General features: G+C 63.0%; 17 protein-coding genes. 11 read left to right on the top strand and 6 right to left on the bottom strand.

All coding sequences use genetic code 11. The features are described from left to right. Positions 1-164: 164 nt before the first annotated feature. Complete coding sequence (gene xseA, locus AC5RV2_RS01005) at positions 165-1421, bottom strand: exodeoxyribonuclease VII large subunit (protein ID WP_494090758.1); 1257 nt, start codon at positions 1419-1421, stop codon at positions 165-167. Positions 1422-1583: 162 nt separating this feature from the next. Here xseA and AC5RV2_RS01000 point away from each other — a divergent pair, with 162 nt between their 5' ends. Both AC5RV2_RS01000 and AC5RV2_RS00995 read left to right on the top strand, forming a co-directional pair. After that, complete coding sequence (locus AC5RV2_RS01000; protein ID WP_494090757.1) at positions 1584-2426, top strand: hypothetical protein; 843 nt, start codon at positions 1584-1586, stop codon at positions 2424-2426. A 9-nt stretch (positions 2427-2435) separates the two neighbouring features. Next, the gene (locus AC5RV2_RS00995) at positions 2436-3521 is read left to right on the top strand and encodes a 4-hydroxy-3-methylbut-2-enyl diphosphate reductase (protein WP_494090756.1); all 1086 of its coding nucleotides are present in this window, start codon (positions 2436-2438) and stop codon (positions 3519-3521) included. Positions 3522-3586: 65 nt separating this feature from the next. On the opposite strand, the gene AC5RV2_RS00990 is transcribed toward AC5RV2_RS00995, so the two are convergent. Continuing rightward, positions 3587-4798, bottom strand: a complete 1212-nt coding sequence (locus tag AC5RV2_RS00990) for a DNA recombination protein RmuC (RefSeq protein ID WP_494090755.1) — start codon at positions 4796-4798, stop codon at positions 3587-3589. Positions 4799-4876: 78 nt separating this feature from the next. Here AC5RV2_RS00990 and ychF point away from each other — a divergent pair, with 78 nt between their 5' ends. The 8 genes from ychF (at position 4877) to AC5RV2_RS00950 (ending at position 16341) form a co-directional block, all read left to right on the top strand. Beyond that, on the top strand, positions 4877-5986 hold the full coding sequence (gene ychF / locus AC5RV2_RS00985; protein WP_494090754.1) for a redox-regulated ATPase YchF: 1110 nt from the start codon (positions 4877-4879) through the stop codon (positions 5984-5986). 254 nt (positions 5987-6240) lie between these two features. Then, the gene (locus tag AC5RV2_RS00980; RefSeq protein WP_494090753.1) at positions 6241-7446 is read left to right on the top strand and encodes a coiled-coil domain-containing protein; all 1206 of its coding nucleotides are present in this window, start codon (positions 6241-6243) and stop codon (positions 7444-7446) included. Positions 7447-7532: 86 nt separating this feature from the next. After that, entirely contained in the window at positions 7533-8345 is an 813-nt protein-coding gene (locus AC5RV2_RS00975) for a GIY-YIG nuclease family protein (RefSeq protein WP_494090752.1), read from the top strand. A 185-nt stretch (positions 8346-8530) separates the two neighbouring features. After that, a complete protein-coding gene (locus AC5RV2_RS00970) occupies positions 8531-8728 on the top strand; it encodes a helix-turn-helix domain-containing protein (protein WP_494090751.1) in 198 nt (65 codons plus the stop codon). A gap of 81 nt (positions 8729-8809) precedes the next feature. Further along, the gene (locus AC5RV2_RS00965) at positions 8810-11260 is read left to right on the top strand and encodes a type I restriction-modification system subunit M (protein WP_494090750.1); all 2451 of its coding nucleotides are present in this window, start codon (positions 8810-8812) and stop codon (positions 11258-11260) included. Next, entirely contained in the window at positions 11257-12519 is a 1263-nt protein-coding gene (locus AC5RV2_RS00960; RefSeq protein WP_494090749.1) for a restriction endonuclease subunit S, read from the top strand. The genes AC5RV2_RS00965 and AC5RV2_RS00960 overlap by 4 nt, the downstream gene beginning before the upstream one ends. Beyond that, entirely contained in the window at positions 12516-15617 is a 3102-nt protein-coding gene (locus AC5RV2_RS00955) for a type I restriction endonuclease subunit R (protein WP_494090748.1), read from the top strand. Before AC5RV2_RS00960 ends, AC5RV2_RS00955 begins: the two co-directional genes overlap by 4 nt. Next, the gene (locus tag AC5RV2_RS00950) at positions 15604-16341 is read left to right on the top strand and encodes a M48 family metallopeptidase (protein WP_494090747.1); all 738 of its coding nucleotides are present in this window, start codon (positions 15604-15606) and stop codon (positions 16339-16341) included. Before AC5RV2_RS00955 ends, AC5RV2_RS00950 begins: the two co-directional genes overlap by 14 nt. A 206-nt stretch (positions 16342-16547) precedes the next feature. Here the strand turns inward: AC5RV2_RS00950 and AC5RV2_RS00945 are convergent, their stop codons facing one another. Further along, positions 16548-17684, bottom strand: a complete 1137-nt coding sequence (locus tag AC5RV2_RS00945; protein WP_494090746.1) for a hypothetical protein — start codon at positions 17682-17684, stop codon at positions 16548-16550. Here AC5RV2_RS00945 and AC5RV2_RS00940 point away from each other — a divergent pair. Continuing rightward, a complete protein-coding gene (locus tag AC5RV2_RS00940; RefSeq protein WP_494090745.1) occupies positions 17672-17851 on the top strand; it encodes a hypothetical protein in 180 nt (59 codons plus the stop codon). The two genes, AC5RV2_RS00945 and AC5RV2_RS00940, sit on opposite strands and share 13 nt — an antisense overlap. Before the next feature lie 360 nt (positions 17852-18211). Here AC5RV2_RS00940 and AC5RV2_RS00935 read toward each other — a convergent pair whose 3' ends face one another. From AC5RV2_RS00935 to AC5RV2_RS00925, 3 genes are read right to left on the bottom strand one after another with little or no spacing between them, the layout of a single operon-like run. Beyond that, positions 18212-18796, bottom strand: coding sequence for a recombinase family protein (locus tag AC5RV2_RS00935; protein WP_494090744.1), 585 nt, complete (start codon positions 18794-18796; stop codon positions 18212-18214). A 25-nt stretch (positions 18797-18821) separates the two neighbouring features. Continuing rightward, entirely contained in the window at positions 18822-19247 is a 426-nt protein-coding gene (locus AC5RV2_RS00930) for a hypothetical protein (protein ID WP_494090743.1), read from the bottom strand. Beyond that, positions 19244-20137, bottom strand: a complete 894-nt coding sequence (locus tag AC5RV2_RS00925) for a hypothetical protein (RefSeq protein ID WP_494090742.1) — start codon at positions 20135-20137, stop codon at positions 19244-19246. The genes AC5RV2_RS00930 and AC5RV2_RS00925 overlap by 4 nt, the downstream gene beginning before the upstream one ends. Between the last annotated feature and the right edge of the window lie 157 nt (positions 20138-20294).

The following is a 20294-nucleotide window of genomic DNA, read 5'->3' as shown; positions in this document are numbered from 1 at the left end:
GGGAAGATACGTTCCCACGCGCGGCGCACCGGCTGTGCGCGGCAAGCCCGACGGGAATCGTCTGCTTTAAAGGGTACCGCCCAGCGGTGCGGGCTGCTCTGTCATAAGGGTCTCGCTTTCGGTTCCGGTGATGTCTGGTGGTGTCTGGGATTCCGGGAGGGGCGTCAGGGAAGGGCTACGGCGGAGAGTTCGCCGACGGCCACCCGGAGCCGCAGCCGTGTTCCGGCCGGTGCGTCCGCCGCGTCGCGCAGCACACTGCCGTCGGGCAGCTGGGCCACGGCATAGCCGCGGTCCAGGGTGTTTTGGGGGGAAAGCGCACGCACCTGTGCCTTCAGGTGGGCGACCCGGTCGGTGTCACGGTGAACCGCCGCCGAGACGGCCTGGTGGGCCCGCGAGACAAGCCGGTGGAGATCTTCCGCCCGGACGTCCACCATGCCCGTGGGGTTTGCCATCACCGGGCGGCTGCGCAGCGCGGCCAGGCGTTCGGTTTCGCGGTGGACCAACTGCTCCACCCGGCGGGCAAGCAGGGCGCGGGCCTGCCCGATCCGATGCAGTTCCTCGCTGACGTCCGGGACGATGCGCTTGGCGGCGTCGGTCGGCGTGGAGGCACGCAGGTCCGCGACGTCGTCGAGGAGGGGTCGGTCCGCTTCGTGTCCGATGGCGCTCACGACCGGCGTGGCGGCGGCGGCCACCGCCCGGACCAAATCCTCGTTGCTGAAGGGCAGCAGGTCCTCCAGCGAACCTCCGCCGCGGGCGATGACGATGACGTCCACATCGTTGCGCGCGTCGAGCTCCGCAAGTGCCTGCATCACCTGGGCCACGGCATTCACGCCCTGGACGGCAACTTCCCGGACCTCGAACTCGACGGCGGGCCAGCGCAGCGAGGCATTCCGGATGACGTCCTTCATGGCGTCGGAATCGCGTCCGGTAATGAGGCCGATGCGGTGCGGCAGCAGGGGCAGCCGCCGCTTCCGGGACGGATCGAAAAGGCCCTCGGCGGCCAGCGCCCGGCGCAGCCGCTCCAGCCTCACCAGCAGGTCGCCGAGCCCCACCGGTCGGATGTCCCGGGTCTGCATGGTCAGCCGCCCGGTCTTGACGTACAAGTCCGGTTTGATCTGGGCCACCACCCGGGAGCCCGGTTCCAGCGGCATCTCAAGGCGAGCCATCACGCTGCCCCAAACCACCAGGCTGAAGGATGCCTCGGCGTCGGTGTCCCGCAGCGTCAGGTAGGTGGTGGCGTTCCGGCGGTTGAGCTCAATGACCTGGCCTTCCACCCAGGTGGGCGGCACGCGGTCGATGTGCATCTTGAGTTTTTGGGACAGCAGCCGCAGCGGCCACGGGTTGTCCGCCGTGGTCTGGTTGGCAGTCGGGGGCAGGGTTGATTGTCCGGTGCCGGCGCCTTGGACCGCGCTTGACTCCATGAATTGCCCCTTCCGGAGGTGTGATTCCGACGGCTGCCGGAGACCCTCCATTCTTACCAGTTATCCCTGTCAATCGGATTCTCTGTTGTACTGGGTAGGGGTAGGCGGCGCTCCTCGAGTCCGCCGGATCTGTGTGAAGCAAGCAAGGAAACGGAGGCGACCGTGCGGACGTTGTTGGCTGCGGTCGGCGGGCTGCTGGCCGTGCTCCTCGCCGGAGCCGCGCTGTGCGGGGCCTGGGCCGACCAACGGGTGCTCGACCGGGCGGGCTTCGTGTCGCTGGCCGCCCCGCTGGGCGACGACGCCGGGTTCCGGTCGGCGCTGGCCGCGACCATCACGGAAGAAGTTGCCGGCAGTGCAGAGTTGCCGGCCGGTCTGCAGGAACTCGTGCGGCCGATCGTGGAGCGAACCGCTGGGGCGATGACCGAACTGGCCGGATTTCCACGGGCCCTGAACGAGTCGCTGGCCCTGTCGCACGCGCATACGTTCTCCGGGACTTTCGGGGGAGAGGCGGCCGTCACGCTGGATATCGCCCCCATGGTGGCGCTGGCGGTTTCGCGGGTAGCGGACGCGCTGGGTACTAATATCCGGAGCCCCGAGCAGGTGTTGTTGCCGCTGGGCTCTGCGGAGGCAGGCGGGGTCCTGGCCTCGGTGCGGGACCTGCCGTCGCTGTGGTGGGTCGCGGCGGTGGCAGCGGCTGCGGCATTGGTGCTGATGCTGCTGGCCGCCCGGCGTCCCGCCACGGCGCTGGCCTGGGCCGGTATTGGCGCGGGATTACTGGGCGCGGTCCTCTGGCTGGCCGCCGGGCTTGCGCCGCCGCTGGCAGTGAATGCGGCGGGCGAAAGTGCGTTGGCCCAGGTGTTCCTGGGGAGGCTGGTCGAGCTGGCCGTTGCCGACTTCCGGCCCTGGGCCGCCGTCTTTGCCGGCGCCGGAGTGGTGGTCGCGGTGGCCGGTTTCACTCTGCGGGCGGTGCTGGGCGGGGCCCGGCGGGCCGGGCTCACGGGCTAGCATAGAGGCATGGCCAGTACTGCTGTTTCCCTTTCCATGCCTACCATTCCCCGCAAGCGCCGCACCCCGGACGACGTCTGGGCTGCCGCACCCGTGGACGGTGACAAGAAGGTGCTGCTGGCGGCCCCGCGTGGATACTGCGCCGGCGTCGACCGCGCCGTGATCGCCGTGGAAAAGGCGCTGGAGCATTATGGCCCGCCCGTGTACGTGCGCAAGCAGATCGTCCACAACGTGCACGTGGTCTCCACGCTGGAGGAAAAGGGCGCGATCTTCGTCGAAGAGACCGACGAGGTGCCCGAGGGCGCCCTGGTCGTTTTCTCGGCGCACGGCGTTTCGCCCGCCGTGGTGCAGTCCGCCGAGGACCGCCAGCTGCGGACCATCGACGCGACCTGCCCGTTGGTGACCAAGGTGCACCGGGAAGCCGTGCGGTTCGCCCGCGACGGCAACGAGATCCTGCTGATCGGTCACGAGGGACACGAAGAAGTCGAAGGGACCTACGGGGAAGCGCCGGACCACACCACGATCGTCAACAACCCGGACGAGGCGCGGACCGTGCAAGTGCGCGATCCGGAAAGGCTGATCTGGCTGTCGCAGACGACCCTCTCGGTCGACGAGACGCTGGAAATCGTGTCCATCCTGCGGGATCGCTTCCCGGCTCTGCAGGATCCGCCGAGCGACGACATCTGCTACGCAACCTCCAACCGCCAGGCCGCAATTAAGAAGATCGCACCCCAGGCGGACCTGGTGATTGTGGTCGGCTCCGAAAACTCATCCAACTCCGTGCGGCTCGTCGAGGTCGCCCTCGAATACGGCGCCAAGGCGGCCTACCGCGTGGACTTCGCCAACGAGGTTGACGAGTCCTGGTTCGAGGGGGTGGCCACCGTCGGCGTGACCTCCGGAGCCTCCGTGCCGGAGGTCCTGGTGCGCGAGGTGCTGCGCCTGTTGGGAGAGTACGGCTACGGCGACGTGGAAGAAGTGGTCACCGCCCAAGAGGACATCCTTTTCTCGCTGCCCAAGGAACTGCGCGCCACGCTCAAGGAACGCGGCGACGATTCGCGCGGCCTCGGCGGCCGCGTCACCCGCCCGGCACGCTAACCCTGGCATCCGCTGCGCAGGGTGGCCCCAAGCGGGCCGCCCTGCAAGGCGTACCGATTGCCCTGCTACGCGGCCGGGTCCCGGCCTTCAATCAGTTCGGGGGCCGAGAGCAGCCGGGGCGTGTTCTCCAAGGCCGCCGGGGCGGCGGGTTCCTCCAAGGACGTGCCGTCGAAGGCGTAGATCTTCCGCGCGGTCGGCAACACCCTTGATTCCAGCGTCCCAACAAACGAGTTGTAGCGCTCGACCGAGCTCTTGAGCGACGAGCCCAGCCGGGTGACATGATCGCCCAGCGTGCCGAGCCGCTCGTAGAGCTGCCGCGAGAGGTCGAAGATCTCGCGTGCGTTGTCCTTGAGCACTTCCTGCCGCCAGGTAAAGGCCACCGACTTCAGCGTGGCCAGCAGCGAGACGGGGGAGACCAGCGCAACGCTGCGGGCAAAGGCGTGGTCGAGCAGGCCTGGATCGGCATGCAGGGCGGCGGAGAGCACCGCCTCCGAGGGCAGGAAACAGAGCACCAACTCCGGGGAGGCCTGCAGGCTCTCCCAATACTTCCGCGCCGCCAGGGCATCCACGTGTGCGCGCACCGCCTTGGCATGGGCGTTCAGCAGATCCACCCGTTGCTGCTGTTCCGCGGCCGATGCGGCCGACGGAATTTCCTGCGCCTGCAGGTAGGCACGCAGCGGGACCTTGGCATCCGCGACGATGGACTTTCCACCCGGCAGCCGGATGATCATGTCCGGGCGGCCGGTCCGGTCCGCGCCGGCGAGGTGCACCTGCTCGTCAAAGTCCACCCGGGCGAGCATGCCGGCAGCCTCCACCACCCGGCGCAACTGCACCTCGCCCCACTGCCCGCGGGCGGAATTGGACTGCAGCGCGGAGGCGAGCGTCTGCGTGGAACGCATCAGGGCCTCGTCGCTGCGCTGGGCCGCGCGCAACTGTTCGGCCAGCTGGCCGAACTGCTCCACCCGGTCCCGTTCCAGCAGGCTGACCTGCTGCTGGACGAGCTTGAGCTTCTCACCGACCGGGATCAGGGCGCGCAGCACGGTGTTCTCTTGCTCATCATGGGCGTAGAGCTGCGCGTTCTGCTCGGCGAGCATCCGGCGCTCCGCCTCCGCCCCGGCGAGGCGGGCCGAGAGCTCTGCCAGCCGGTCGCCGTCGTCCTTCGCGGCGTCCTGCAGATCCGCCAGCCGGCGGCGGAAAAGGACGGCCACGGCCGCGGCGCCGGCGGCGGCGCCCACGAACAGGGCCAGAAGGGCGAGAAGTACATGCGATGCATCCATACCTTCACCATGCCAGCCGCCTCGGACAAAATACGGCACGCGGACCGATGTGTCCGGGCCACGGTATCCTTGACTACCGTGGCTCTAACTATTGGCATCGTCGGACTGCCCAACGTCGGCAAATCAACTCTCTTCAACGCTTTGACCCGCAACAGCGTGCTCGCGGCAAACTACCCGTTCGCCACCATCGAGCCGAACGTCGGCGTGGTCTCGCTGCCGGACCCGCGGCTGGAGAAGCTGGCGGAGATCTTCGGGTCGCAGCGGATCCTGCCCGCGACCGTGTCCTTCGTGGACATTGCCGGCATCGTCAAGGGCGCTTCCGAAGGTGAGGGGCTGGGCAACCAGTTCCTGGCGAACATCCGCGAAGCGCAGGCGATCGCCCAGGTCATCCGTGTTTTCGACGACCCCGACGTGGTCCACGTGGACGGCAAGGTCGACCCGCGTTCGGACATGGAGACCATCAACACGGAGCTGATCCTGGCCGACCTCCAAACCTTGGAGAAGGCCCTCCCGCGGGTGGAGAAGGAAGTCAAGATCAAGAAGCGCGACGCCGCGGAGCTGGCTGCCCTGCAGGCGGCGCAGAAAGTCCTGGAGCGCGGCGACACCGTCTTTTCCTCCGTCGAGAGCGACAAGCTGGACATGGAGAACCTCCGGGAACTGAGCCTGCTGACCGCCAAGCCGTTCATCTATGTGTTCAACGTGGACGACGCCGTGCTCGGCAGCCCCGAGCGGCAGGCCGAGCTGCGCGGGCTGGTGGCTCCGGCCGACTGCGTGTTCCTGGATGCCAAGCTGGAAGCTGATCTCGTGGAGCTGGACGAGGAAGAGGCCCGCGAGATGCTGGAGATGAACGGCCAGGACGAGTCCGGGCTGGACCAGCTGGCGCGGGTGGGCTTCCACACGCTGGGCCTGCAGACCTATCTGACGGCCGGGCCGAAGGAAGCGCGCGCCTGGACCATCAACCGAGGCGACACTGCTCCGCAGGCCGCCGGCGTGATCCACTCGGACTTCCAGCGCGGCTTCATCAAGGCCGAAGTGGTTTCGTTTGCCGATCTGGTGGAGGCCGGGTCCATGGCCGAGGCCAAGGCCCGCGGCAAGGTGCGGATCGAAGGCAAGGACTACGTGATGGTCGACGGCGATGTGGTGGAGTTCCGTCATGGAATAACCTCTGCAAACCAAGGCAAGAAGTAGTCACGAGCGCGGCTGGCGAGGGATCCGGCATTGGCCGCGCATGACCGCGCAGCCTCGGTCTAGGGCTGCCTTCAAGGACGAGTCCCTAATCAAGCGACGGGTGATGAGCTTCTTCTGCACAGTCCGCATCTACCCGCCCCACGGGGAAAAAGCCGGTCGATTCCCGGATCGTGCAAATTCAGGCCTGCGATGTACATGTCAGACGTATCGGGCCGCATTCAAGAAAGCGGCCCGTGGAAGGAAGGGGTCCGTTGATGGCGACGGCCTATGAGCGGTACAACGGCCACAAGGTCTGGGAGACGCTCCAGCTCAAAAAGGATGCGCTTACTGCGGCACGGTTCGACGAAGCATCCGCGGAGCAATGGCGCGTCGACATCCTTGAGTGGCTGGATGAGGCGCTCAAGACAAAGGGCGCGCGTCAACCCGCGCTCTACCTCAGCGCCCTTGAGCCCCTCGGCGCGGCACTAAACCAGCTGCCCGTCGAGACCATTGCGTTTAAACAGTACGTCTCGCCGAACACGTACCGAAACGGCCAGGGGATTACAACGCTCGAGAACGCACTTAAAGCGCTGCCGCTTCCTCCGCCCAGAGACCTGAAGACGTCCTACGTAGATCTGCTCGACAAGGAGGTTGACGCGCGAAACGTCTTGCTAACTGAACTCGAGGCGCGCGTGAAGAAGACGGAGAAGGCCCTCCAACAGCGACTGGACGAACTCAGTACCGTCTCGAACGAGGTGGAGAAGTTGCGCAACGAGATCCAGTCACAGAAAGACGCGATCACCCAGGTTAGCGAGTCGGCCGAGGCGGACATGCGAGGGGCGTGGGAAGAAGCGATTGATAGTTGGAAGCAGGAGCGCAGAAAGACCGACGCAGAGCACGATGCTGAGGCGCTGGACAACGTCGCCACGCTAGCCGCGGTGACCAAAGCGGGAGAGGCTCTAGCCGAGCACGCGGCAGGCGACCTTAGCGCGGCTGATTGGTATGGCCGGGCCAAGCGGGAGCGCCGGGCAGCGCAGTGGATTCGGGCAGGAGCGTTGGCGGCGTTCATATTTGCCGGGACCGTCGGCTACTTTATCGTCAGTGAGGCCATATCGGACAACTTCGACCTCTCGGTCGGGGGAGGGATCCTGCGGGCCTCGGTGGCTGTCGTCATCGGCGCGTTCGGCGCTCTCCTGCTCCGAGAGGGCGGCAGGCACTTCCGCGAGGCGGACACGGCGGAGGACGTCGCGCTCTCGCTCAAGGCACTGGCTCCGTTCTACGCCAACTCGGAGGACGAGATCCGACTCGCCGCCCGTGTGCAGGTCGGTGACGCCGTTCTCGTCAAGAACGTCTTGTCGAGGTTCTCACACCGCGACGCTGCGAAGCACGCTGGAGATGTCAACACTGCCGAGTTGCCTGGGTTCGTCAGGGACGCCACGAATGCGCTGAACCTGCCGGGCGGCGCTGCGTCGAATCCCTGATCCTTGGTTGTAGCTTGCCACGTCCTAAGCGGCGGTAACTCAGACGATGAACCGTACTGAACAACAACAAGGACAGCGACCCATCGATGACGCTTACGCTCGGCCCGGTCCTGCACAGCACCGGCATTGACCCGGGGGAGGCCTTGGTAATCCGTCACGCCTACGTGCGCGAGCACGAGGACACTGGCGAGCAGGGCCTCCACGCCGACTCCACCGACGACGAAATCCTGCAGTACACGAGCCAGCAGTCCGCGAAGCTTGGGAAATTCCCCGTCGCCCCGCCACGCATCTGGGTCGTCTTCGTCAAGGAGGGCGGCAATCGGGCGAGGCTCTGGTCCGTGGTAGAGAACCGCGGCGAGACCTCTAACGACGGAGAGCAGCGTATGTACGACCTAGCCGTCTCCCAACAGATGGCGGATCTCCTGAACAGGCTCGTAATCGGGTGGCGGTCGCCGCGCACCTGGTGGATCAAAGGCTCGACGGCGGCGGGTTATCCTGTCATGGAGATCGCCGACGCGGAGCCGATTCGGTTTCCAGGCTTTGACCGGCTTGTCCTGGACCATGCGCAGCTCCAGGCGGTGATGCGCGAGCACCGCTACGCTTCGTGGCGCACCGCCCTCGCGTCTGTGGCAGGCATATACCTCATCACCGACACACGAGACGGACGCCAGTACGTCGGCAAAGCCGACGGGGTCGAGAGCATCCGTCAGCGCTGGAGCGCATACGCGACCAACGGCCACGGCGGCAACGTCGAGCTGCGCAACGTCGACGCGAGCAGCTTCCGGTTCTCGCTGCTGCGGGTGTTCGACCCCGCCACGCCCACCCGAGAGATCGACACGGCGGAAAGCCACTTCAAGCTTGCCCTCGATACGCGACGGCACGGCCTGAACGGGAACTGACACACGCCCAGAAATGGCGTTGCTGACTAAGGGACTCACTTGCAGCCTGCCGTCCGACGACTGCGGCGCTGCTGGAACTTCTTCTTCGGGTAATCCGAGCTAAACCGAGTCTGATCCTGTGAGACCCCAGTAAGATCAAGACAGACAGCGACTAAACGGCCCTGTCAGTCCTGAGGAGTGCACTAGTGAATGAACCGTGGCTTTCTGCCGACGCCATCGCAGCCTACCTCGGCGTGACCAAGGAGACCGTCTACACCTGGATTGCCGAACGCTCTATGCCGGCCCACAAGGTCGGTAGGCTCTGGAAGTTCCAGACCAGCGAGGTCGACGCCTGGGTCCGCAACGGCGGGACTGCGGCCTCGGACGCGGGCGACGGTAAGTGATGACCTTGAGCAGTGCCGGCGGTTCCGGGAGAACTAGTCTCGGCCCTAGATGCACGAATATGACCCTAGAAAGAGTGAGTTGTGGCGCTTAAGAAATCTGATCTGTATTCCTCGCTGTGGAGCAGCGCCGATGAGCTGCGCGGGTCGATGGATGCAAGCCAGTACAAGGACTACGTGCTCACCCTGCTGTTCGTGAAGTACGTCTCGGACAAGGCGAAGGCTGACAAGTCGGCGCTCATCTACGTCCCCGACGACGGCTCCTTCGACTACCTCATCTCGCTCAAAGGCAAACCCGACGTTGGGGAAAAGGTCAACATCGCGATCAGGCGTCTCGCCGAAGAGAACGACCTGCTGGGTGTCATTAACAACGCCGACTTCGACGACCCCGCCAAGCTGGGCTCCGGTAAGGAGCTGCAAGAAAAGGTCTCGAACCTGATCGGTATCTTCCAGGACATGGACTTCACCGGCTCCAAAGCCGAAGGGGACGACCTCCTGGGCGACGCCTACGAGTACCTCATGAGGCACTTCGCCACCCAATCGGGTAAGAGCAAGGGCCAGTTCTACACCCCAGCCGAAGTTTCGCGCGTGATGGCGCAGTTGCTTCAAATCCCTGCCCACACCCCGAAGTCCACGACCGTGTATGACCCGACCTGCGGCTCAGGATCGCTGCTGATCAAGGTCGCCGACGCCGCACCGAACGGGCTGACAATTTACGGCCAGGAGAACGACAACGCCACCTGGGCGCTCGCCCGGATGAACATGATCCTCCACGGCAACGAGACCCATGACCTGCGCCAGGGAAACACTTTGGCTAACCCGAAGTTCACTTACAACGGTAACCTCCAAACATTTGACTACCTCGTGGCCAACCCGCCGTTCTCCCACAAGACCTGGACAAACGGTTTTGACTACTCCTATGGTCGCTTCGACGGATTCGATACGCCGCCTGACAAGAACGGCGACTACGCGTTCCTCCTGCACATGGTCAAGTCGTTGCGGCCGCGAGGCAAAGGCGTCGTCGTCCTCCCGCACGGTGTGCTGTTCCGCGGGAACTCCGAGGCGAGGATCCGCACCGAGCTCATCAAGCGTGGCTACATAAAGGCGATCATTGGTCTGCCGGCGAACCTTTTCTACGGCACCGGCATCCCTGCCTGCCTGATCGTGCTCGACAAGGAAGACGCCCAGGTGCGCACCCGCATCTTCATGATCGACGCGAGCAAGGGTTTCGCCAAGGACGGCCCCAAAAACAGGCTGCGCCCGCGCGACATGCACAAGATCGTCGACGCCTTCACCAGCGGTAAAGAGATTGCGGGCTACTCTCGAATGGTGCCGATCAGCGAGATCGCTGATCCGAAGAACGACTACAACCTCAACATTCCCCGCTACATCGACTCTTCCGACTCCGAGGACATCCAGGACCTCCGCGGGCACGTGCACGGTGGCATCCCGGACCGCGACCTCGACGCACTCCAGCCTTACTGGGATGCGTTCCCGAACCTCCGCGGCGAGCTCTTCGCACCGCTGCGCGACGGCTACTCGGAGTTGAAGGTCGAGCCGGGCGCGATCCGGTCAACAGTCACCGGCTCCGTTGAATACGAGGCTTTCGATCAAGACACCGCGAACACGGTGCAGCAGTGGTGGGGGAGCAAGCGCGGTCCGCTCGAAAAGATCGAACGGGACACCAAACCCGCTGACCTCATCCACGACATCTCCGAGGCACTCCTGTCCGCGTTCCGGCCACGACCGCTTATCGATGAGTACGGCGTCTACGAGAAGCTCATGAGCTACTGGAACGACGTCATGCACGACGACGTGTCGCTGATCGTCAGTGAAGGTTGGATTCAGGCCGTGCAACCGCGCGCCGCACGTACCTGGAAGGACAAGAACAACAAGCCCAAGTACGAAGGCGCCCACATCGTCTTCGGCACCGGCGCGAAGGCGCAGCGCTGGGTCATGGACCTCCTGCCGCCCGAGCATGTGGTCGCTCGCTACTTCGCTGCCGAGCAGGCCGAACTGGACCGCCTCACCGAGGCGCGTGACGCAACCACCCTTGCGATTGCTGAGTACATCGAGGAGAACGCCGTCGAAGGCGGCCTGCTGTTCGACGCCGCAGACGACGAAGGCAAACTCACCAATGCTGCCGCGAAGGCGGCGTTGAAGGAACTGAAGACCACCAAGGGCGACCCCGACGAGATCGCGGCACTCGCCAAGGTAATTGCGTTATTCGCAGCGGAGACCAAAGCGAAGGCTGCGCTCAAGGACGCAACCATCGCGCTCAACGAGGAGACGATCGCGAAGTACAAGACCCTGACGGAGACTGAGGTGCAGAACCTGGTCATCGACGATAAATGGGGCGCCACGCTCAAACGACAAGTCAACGATGAGGTCACTGCACTTGGGCAGTTCCTCGTGACGCGGTTACGAGTTCTAGCGTTTCGTTACGGGTCAGCACTACCCGACTTGGAGAAGGAGATCGATCGGTTATCTGAGATAGTCGAACTCCACCTTGCTGAAATGGGCCTGGGAAAGTGACTATTGAAGTGGAACATGTCTCGCTCGGCGACGTGGTTCGTTGTGAGCGTGGGTCGATCAGAACAGGACCATTTGGAACCACGCTAAGAGCTTCAGAATATTCAGATGTTGGAGTTCCCGTCGTTTCTGTTGGCGAGGTTGGATATGGCTCGTTTCGAATCCACGGTGAAACCCGCCGGGTAGGCCCGGACGTTTTGAAACGTCTGCCCATCTATCGCTTGAGTGTCGGCGATATCGTGTTTGCTCGTAAGGGGGCGGTCGATCGGTGCGCAACCGTTCGGGAAGCCGAGGACGGTTGGTTCCTCGGCTCTGATGGAATCCGGATTCGTTTTGGGCGTGGAAGTAGGCAGATAAACCCGATCTACCTGGGCTATGCGCTGCACGCATCGGACGTTCGACGTTGGCTCCTTCGCAACGCGACCGGCACCACAATGGCGACGCTGAACCAGGACCTCCTCGAACGTGTTCCCGTCTGGGTTCCGGAGAAAGCTGAACAGGACCGTATCGCTTCTGCTCTCGACAATGTATCTGATCTGGTTGGAGCGCTGGAAAAGCTGATTGTGAAGAAGCGTGATGTCAAGCAGGGCATGATGCAGGAACTCCTCACCGGCCGCACCCGCCTCTCGGGCTTTACCGGCGACTGGAAGCTCCTGCCAGTGGCCGACAAATCTCACCTCAAAGCCCGTATTGGCTGGCAGGGACTCACCACCCGCGAGTATTTGACGTCCGGTGAGTACCGACTCGTCGGAGGGACTGACTTCAAGAACGGTCGCGTCGATTGGGGAGCTACGGCGTTCGTGGATAAGCGGCGCTTTGACCAAGACCAAAACATTCAACTCATGAATGGTGACGTTCTCATTACGAAGGACGGCACGATTGGTAAAGTGGCCATTGTTGACTCAATGCCTGGTCCGGCAACTCTGAACAGTGGCGTATTTGTATTACGCCCAAAGCGCGACGCGTACGTTGCAGAGTTCATCTACTGGATGCTGCGATCTCGTGTGTTCGAAGAGTTCGTTGCGGGGCTCAGTGCGGGATCGACAATCACCCATCTATACCAGAAAGATTTGGTGACCCTTGAACTACTGGTTCCTCCCACACTTGAGGAGCAGTCAGCGATCGCCCGGTTCTTGACAGATGCTCACACCGAGATCGCGGCACTGGAGCGCCGGCTTGAGTCTGCGCGTGCTGTGAAGGTTGGGATGATGCAGGAGCTGTTGACGGGGCGGACCCGCCTGCCAGTGACGGAGGAAGTATGAGCGCGGTCGGTCAGAAGGAGCGCGAGACGCAGCGCCGGGTCATCGAGCTCTTCCAAGACAAGCTCGGGTACGTCTATGGCGGGAACCTGAAGGATCAGGACAACCGCAACGTCGACGAGGTGAAGCTCCGCGCTTACCTGCTCAGCCGTGGGTACGACGAGGCTCTGGTCTCTCGAGCGGTACAGCAGCTCCTGACCGCCGCAGCATTCGGCGGCGGCTCTTCGTTGTACGACCAGAACCGCAGGGTCTATGAGCTGCTTCGGTACGGCGCCAAGGTCAAGGCCGACTTCGGCGAAACCACCCAGTCAGTCCACCTGATCGACTGGACCAACCCGACAAAGAACGACTTCGTCGTGGCCGAAGAGGTCACGGTCAAGGGCGAGCACACGAAGCGACCAGACCTCGTGCTCTACGTGAACGGGATCGCGCTCGGTGTAGTGGAGTTGAAGCGCTCGACAGTGAGCGTCGCCAGCGGCATCCGTCAGAACATCGGCAACCAGCGCCACGACTTCGTCCGCCCGTTCTTCACGACCGTCCAGCTGCTGTTCGCGGGCAACGATGTCGAGGGGCTGCACTACGGGGTGATCGAGACCGCGGAGAAGTACTGGTTACGGTGGAAGGAGGAAGGCGAGAACGCTGACCTCGACCTCGCGATCACCCAGATGTGCTCCAAGGAACGCTTCTTGGAGATCATCCACGACTTCATCGTCTACGATGCGGGTGTCAAGAAGTCCCCGCGCCACAACCAGTACTTCGGCGTCCGGGCCGCGCAAAATCGTATTGCGAAGCGCGAGGGCGGCATCATCTGGCATACGCAGGGGTCGGGCAAAAGCTTGACGATGGTTTGGTTGGCCAAGTGGATCCTGGAGACGCAGCATGATGCCCGTGTCCTTGTGATCACGGACCGCACCGAGCTGGACGATCAAATTGAGGCCGGCTTCTCCGGGGTAGGCGAGAAGATAGTCCGCACCCAGTCGGGCGCGGACATGCTTGCAATGCTCAACACATCCAACCCGCCTCTCATGTGCTCGCTGGTGCACAAGTTCCGCGGCACGGACGACGAAGCCCGCGACAAGGATGCCGAGGACTTCGCGAAGGAACTCAAGACCAAGATCCCGGCCGAGTTCAGTGCGAAGGGCAACATCTTCGTATTCGTCGATGAGGCCCACCGCACCCAGAGCGGCAAGATGCACCGAATCATGAAGGACCTGCTACCCGGGGCGATGTTCATCGGCTTCACCGGCACGCCGCTGCTGAAGAGTGATAAGAAGACCAGCATCGAAACCTTCGGTTCCTTCATCCACACCTACAAGTTCGACGAGGCCGTCCGCGACGGCGTCGTACTCGATCTAAAGTATGAGGCCCGCAGTGTTGAGCAGGAGCTTCAGGGATCCGCAGCGGTCGACAAGTGGTTTGACGCCAAGACGCGTAATCTCACCGACCTGTCCAAGGCTCGACTGAAGCAGAAGTGGGGCACCATGCAGAAGGTATTCTCTTCTGCACCCCGCTCGGCGCAGATCGTCCAAGACATCCTCATGGACATGGAGACGCAGCCGCGGTTGCTCAGCGGGCGGGGCAACGCCATGTTGGTGAGCGACTCGGTCTACCAGGCCTGCACGTTCTACGAGGCCTTCGTAAAGAGCGGCTTCAAGGGCAAGGTCGCGATCGTCACCAGCTACAAGCCCAACGCGACCGCGATCTCAAAGGAAGACGCGGGGGAGGGCGACACGGAGGAGCTTCGCAAGTACGAGATCTACCGGCAGATGCTTGCCGATCACTTCGGCGAGCACCCCGAGAAGGCCATCGGCCGCGTCGAAGAGTTCGAGGCCGATGTCAAGAAGAAGTTCCTCAAAGAGCCCGGCCAGATGCGGCTCCTCATCGTCGTCGACAAGCTCTTGACCGGCTTCGATGCGCCGAGTGCGACGTACCTGTACATCGACAAGAAGATGCGCGACCATGGCCTCTTCCAGGCGATCTGCCGGGTCAACCGTCTCGACGGTGACGACAAGACCTACGGGTACATCGTCGACTACCGTGACCTGTTCAAGTCACTCGACAAGACCGTCACCGACTACACTTCCGAGGCCTTCGGCGAGTACGAGACCGATGATGTCGACGGGTTGATCAGTGACCGCAACGAGCAAGATCGCAAGGATCTAGACGAGGCTCTCGACGCCGTCCGTGCACTGTGCGAGCCGGTCGCTGCCCCCAAGGGCACGCTCGAATACCAGCATTACTTCGTCGCGTCCACGCCCGGCGATGCCGACCAAATCAAGGACAACGAACCCAAACGCGTCCTGCTCTACAAGTCCGTTGCCACTCTCGTACGGGCCTTCGGAGCCGTCGCAAGCGACATGGAAGCCATCGGCTACACAGGGGCTGAGATCGCGTCGATCAAGGAAGAAGTCGCCCACTACGCCGCCGTCAAGAGCGAGGTCGAGGCCGGAGCCGGCGAGAACATCGACATGAAGCAGTACGAGGCCGGGATGCGCCAACTGCTCGACACCTATATCAACGCCAAGCCCGTCGAACAGGTCGCCGACTTAAAGAAGACCTTGGTCGAGCTGATCGTCGAGCGCGGGCCGGACGCAGTCGACATGCTGCCACCAGGAATCAGGGGCAGCAGCGCGGCCACTGCGGAGACGATCATCAACAACGTCCGCAAGACCATCGTTGACGAGCACGCGATGAACCCGCGCTACTACGACCATATGTCCGAACTCCTCGACGCACTGATCGAGAAGCAGAAAGAAGACGCCGAGGGCTACGCAGACTACCTACGCAAACTTATCGAGCTGACGAAGAAGGTCGGCACCCGAGAAGCAGCAGATGGAAAGACTTACCCTGAATGGGCGAGCACGCCCGCACGTCGGGCGATCGTGGACTTCGGGTGGCGGCCGGTCGATCTGGTCGTAGACTACGAGGCGTTGCACCATCGGATCCAGTCGAGCAAGGAGCACGGATGGGCCGACGCCGGTGCCGGCAAGATGAAGGAACGAGCGCTCGCTCGTGAGCTTCGCAAGGAGCTCCCCGACATCGAAGAGGACTGCCTGGCGGAGTTCATCGAATTGTTGAAGAACAACGATGAGTACCGCTAGCGGCTACCTGACTGTCGCGGGACTTGGTGTCGACGTCGTCTACAAGGACATCAAGAACATGCACATCTCGGTCTACCCACCGGTGGGCCGGGTGCGAGTCGCGGCGCCGCAGCGGACGACTGAAGACGCGATCCGGCTCGCTATCGTGCAGCGTCTCTCGTGGATTAAGCGGCAGCAGGAGCAGCTCCAGAACGCGGACAGGCAAACAGAACGCAAGATGGTATCGGGGGAGACACACTACGTGTGGGGGCAGCGCCACCTCCTCGACGTCTCCAAGTCGAGCGGTGCATACGGTGTCGAGCTCAAGGGCAACACGCTCTGGGTGATCACTCCACCCGGAACCGACGCCGCCGGACGGTTCGGGGCACTCGATCGTTGGTACCGGCGTGAGCTCAAGGCCGCCGTGCCCGCACTGTTGGAGAAGTGGCAGCCGATCCTTGGCGTAAAGGCGAACAAGTTCGTCGTACGCCGGATGAAGACCAAGTGGGGGACGTGCGTCTCCACGTCGCGGGCGATCTGGCTCAACCCCGAGTTGGCGAAGAAGGACCCGCGATGCCTGGAGTACATTGTCGTCCACGAACTCGCACACCTGGTCGAACGCGGGCACGGTGAGAAGTTCGTGGCCTTGATGGACCAAGTTCTTCCCGACTGGCGAGCACGCCGAGACGAGCTGAACGAAGCCCCGCTCGGGCACGAGGAGTGGGGCGAAGTCGAGCAGGCGTGATGTGGCGAGGCGGCGGCACGGCCAGCGGCCACCTGTCCTCCACGACGCAGCGGGCCAGCCGGAGCCGGCCTTTCGGGGTCAGGACGGCGTTGCCATGGTATGCCGGGCGTCCCTAACGTCCGTGGTCAATACATCTAGACGGGCCCCTATCGGCCCGGCCCTCTCGACGGTCAATTCGGCTCTGCGGACTAGATGAGGCCAGTTCCCTAGAAGGGAAAATCGGGAGGCGTGGTATGCACTCGGGCACCGCCGGCCTCTCCGGACGCGCTTGTCAGGTCGAGAGGTTCCTCATCTTTCTGCCATTCCGTCCGCACCGCGATGATCAGTTCGCGATCCTTTGCTCGCAGAACCTTCTTGAATGCCTTGGATCGTGCTCCCGCGGTGCCGACAAATCCCCTGGAGATCAGCTGCGTGAATGCCGTTCGCCCGAGGTACTTGGCATTCTGGTACGTGACACGAAATCCGCCCCTTGGACCAGCTTTGAACGTGTCTTCTTCCATCGCAAGTCGCAACCAGTCAGCGGGGACGTGCATCCCTTTGAGGGTCTTGCCGTCGAGCACGCTTCCCGCATCGCCGCGAACAAACTTAAACCAGAACGGCGTTCCGAAAGCGCGCCAATCGGCAGCCGCCGCCGGTGAACCTTTTCCAATCGGCATCAGCTTGAGCTGCTTTTCGATCTCCCCTTTCCTCAAGTAGGCCCATTCCGAGCCGCCGGAAGGTCGGTGCGAGGTGACCTTTTCAAGCCGCTTGTACTGAATGAAGGTGAATGAATCGTGAATTTGGTCCCAATAGAGAAGGTCGACCCCGAGCTCCAGCTCAATCGGCTTCTTGTTGACGGACATGACGACCAGTTTCTTCTGATCCCATTTATCCGTGAACACGGTGACGCTCGCGGCGCGCTGCTCGCCAACCAGTTTCCCGTCGAAGCGCTGGAGGTCGAGCGGGAGAAGCTCCTCTTCGAGGTCCAGCTCGTACCCCGCGTTGAGCAGCGTTTGGAGCAGTGTCTCGTCCTCGGTCTCTGCCGGCGGCGCCACGAAGGCATCTGCTGGAAGTTCGATCTCCGCTAGCTGAGCCGCGAGTTGTACTGCGTCCTTCGCCTCCACCCGGGATTGCTCAACCTGTGACGGGAATGTACGCGGTTCACCGAGCACCTGCTCCAGCCAGATTGCGACAGAGGGATCGAGGCTCTTGAGATAGGCGATCAGAGCTGAGGCAGTTTTGAGGTCGAGTCCTCGCGAATGGAAGGTGGCCGGAACGTCACCGAGTTCGATGGACTCATTTCGCAAAGGACCGAGCGGGACAGGAGCCGGCAGGCGGTGAATGGGAGTGAGTGTCGCTCTCACCACACGCTTGCTACTCCCGCGATCCCACGGACAACCGCCAGGGCAACGATGAAGTCGCCCTCGGCCAGACCTTCATCATCTGGATCATCGAAGTCGTCATAGCCAGTCTGTACGGCTACGCAGACCGCTCCCACGGTCGGAGCGGCGTCCTTATCGAACGCCTCTGAGATGCGAGAGGCGCCCATATGGCTAATCCGGTTCGCCCCTTTGGCGCGAAAGAAGTACAGCGGTGCGAGCGGAGCAGCGTCGGTCTCATCGGGCATGGTTACATTCAAGCAAATCACCAGGCGTGCACATCGAGCAGTTGCTCGATGTGGTTGAACTTGGTCGAGCTGAAGCCCGGTCAGTCAGCGGACGACCGTAAAGACGATCCCTCAGCGGCCCTCTTGAGCACAGTTCAGCGCTGAGGCGGGGAGTGCCGTTGTCTCGAAAACATCTCCAAAACGAGACGAGACCCGTTCACCGGCAAAACACCGGCGAACGGGTCTCGAAATGTTGTCTCAGAAGTTTCAGCTTCGGGCTGGGGTTTACGAGACTCCGGCTGTCGAACGGTGCCTGTAATAGGTCGCCTTGGACCATCCGACGGTCCGGGCGGCATCGACAACTCCGAGTCCCTCGGAGACGATGAGGTGCTTCACGGTCCGGAGGTTCAGAGCCACCTTCTCCGCGTTCGGGGCCGGACGGCCGAACTTGACGCCCCGGGCCTTGGCAGCATCGATGCCGGCCTGGACGCGTTCCTGGATGAGCTCGCGCTCGTACTCGGCGAACGTCGCCATGAGGCTAAGCATGAGCCGGCCTTCCCGGGTCTCGGGAGTGATGCCGTCGGACAGTGATTTGATCTTCACGCCGCGGTCGACAAGATCCTTCACTGTCGTGATGACGTCGATCATCGAGCGGCCAATGCGGTCGATGCGCCACACGACGAGCTCGTCACCCTCACGGAGTCGTCCGTCAAGGTTCGCCCATCCCGAACGGGATTTGGCTTCCTTGGAACCGGAGACCTGGTCGGAGAAGATCTGCTTCGCACCGACGCCGACATAGATGAGTGCCCGACGCTGGAGGTCGTCGTCCTGCTTGTCCTTGGTACTCGTGCGCGTGTAGCCGTACTTCATGGTTGATTCCTTTCCGGAAAGCTGGTCAGGCCGCTGCCAAGAGCTGGTCGCGCCAGGCTTTCTTGATGTCGGGACGCGGGGACGGAAGGGTGATGAGATCGGAGTAGCCGGAGAACGTCTGCCGCAGATGCAGGGCCCTCTCGAAGGCGTCCTGCTCCCCATCAGTTGCGTGAAGTTCGGCTCCGGCGACCTGATGGCCCACCCGTTCGATATCGCGGCGGTGGCTGATGATCTCCTCACGGATCTCCGGCATGATCTCGTCGATGTTGACGTCGTCAGGCTCTAGGTCCAGCGCGGCCTCGGCATAGGTCAGCACCGCGCCCAGGTGCGTCAGCTTTCCGTCCTCACAGACGTGGTCGGGAGAAGTCAGGCCGAGTTCTGCTGCATAGCGGGTCGCGTGGGAACTGCGAGTAGAACGGGAGCCCTTGACGTCGAGCCACATTGCGATCATGTCGACAGTTCGTCACGATCACGTTCGGCTTGTTCGGCGGCAACGCGCTCCTGGTACTCGAGCGTGGCCTGCTCTGCCTTGAGGGCGGCTTCACGGGCAGCTTGTTCTTCGGCTTGCTGACGGGTCTGTGCCTCACGTTCGGCCCGTTCAGCGGCCTCCCGCTCATCAGCGGCCTGGCGCTCCCGCTCAGCCTGTTCTGCACGCTTGGCCTGTTCTGCCTGTTCGGCGTGCCGGCGCTCCTCGTGAGCCCGGAGTTCGGTTTCCTCGGCTTCCTGGCGCTTCCACTCGGCAGCTTCGCGCTCCAGCCGGGCCCAGTAGCTCGGCCCCTTGGCCAGGTAGATCCTTTCGTACTTACGATGCACGTCACGGGCCGACAGTTCGCCTTTGAGCACGCGATTAGAAATGCGTTCGATCATGGTGAGACGTACCGGACGCTCGGGATCGACATGCTCGCGGGCATTGAGCGCATCCACGTCGGCACGCCAGTCCCAACCTGGCGTCGCGATCATCTCGTCATCGCCGTACCGGGCCTTGCCGAGCGCCTGCTGGTCAGGGTGCTCATGGGTGTTGTACCGGGCGCCCCGTGCCATTGCGAACTTGCCGCGGTCGGTGCCGGGTTCACCCGGGTGGACGATGAAGGGCTTCACAATAACCGGCACCGAGAACTTGCGCTGGACCGCTGCAGGTGTGCGCTGGGTTCTCGAGTACCAGAAGACGTGAGCGTGTTCTTCAGTGCCGGGATCGCGGTCGTGGACCGTGCCATGCGCCCGGTCGTTCGGGTGGGCCGCAACGAACTCCTCGATCATCAGGCGGGTCAAGGCATTGGACACGATAGACCAGCCACGGTGACGAGACTGTAGCGCGCTACAGTTGGGGGTGTTCTTGGACATGTGCAGATGTCCTTTCTGAAACCCCCGGTTGCCGCCGGGGGTTTCTTCGTTAGTTGGGTGGTGTGGGCGGTGAGCCCTGCGCGGGCGTACTCACCTGTTCCTAGACGTACTCACTTTTCAGAAGCCCTTACTCAGATTTCAATGCAAAAAGTGAGTA

The sequence above is a fragment of the Arthrobacter sp. Y3225116 genome (assembly GCF_059091245.1).
Note: the sequence above shows the minus strand (reverse complement) of the source record. Positions and strands in the feature narration are given on the sequence as shown.

Excerpts from the sequence above, each read along its gene's own strand:
- AC5RV2_RS00950 (WP_494090747.1), top strand. The coding sequence starts at position 15,604 with ATGAGTACCGCTAGCGGCTACCTGACTGTCGCGGGACTTGGTGTCGAC.
- AC5RV2_RS00995 (WP_494090756.1), top strand. The coding sequence starts at position 2,436 with ATGGCCAGTACTGCTGTTTCCCTTTCCATGCCTACCATTCCCCGCAAG.
- xseA (WP_494090758.1), bottom strand. The coding sequence starts at position 1,421 with ATGGAGTCAAGCGCGGTCCAAGGCGCCGGCACCGGACAATCAACCCTG.
- AC5RV2_RS00980 (WP_494090753.1), top strand. The coding sequence starts at position 6,241 with ATGGCGACGGCCTATGAGCGGTACAACGGCCACAAGGTCTGGGAGACG.
- AC5RV2_RS00935 (WP_494090744.1), bottom strand. The coding sequence starts at position 18,796 with ATGAAGTACGGCTACACGCGCACGAGTACCAAGGACAAGCAGGACGAC.
- AC5RV2_RS00925 (WP_494090742.1), bottom strand. The coding sequence starts at position 20,137 with ATGTCCAAGAACACCCCCAACTGTAGCGCGCTACAGTCTCGTCACCGT.
- AC5RV2_RS00975 (WP_494090752.1), top strand. The coding sequence starts at position 7,533 with ATGACGCTTACGCTCGGCCCGGTCCTGCACAGCACCGGCATTGACCCG.
- AC5RV2_RS00990 (WP_494090755.1), bottom strand. The coding sequence starts at position 4,798 with ATGGATGCATCGCATGTACTTCTCGCCCTTCTGGCCCTGTTCGTGGGC.
- AC5RV2_RS00930 (WP_494090743.1), bottom strand. The coding sequence starts at position 19,247 with ATGATCGCAATGTGGCTCGACGTCAAGGGCTCCCGTTCTACTCGCAGT.
- AC5RV2_RS00955 (WP_494090748.1), top strand. The coding sequence starts at position 12,516 with ATGAGCGCGGTCGGTCAGAAGGAGCGCGAGACGCAGCGCCGGGTCATC.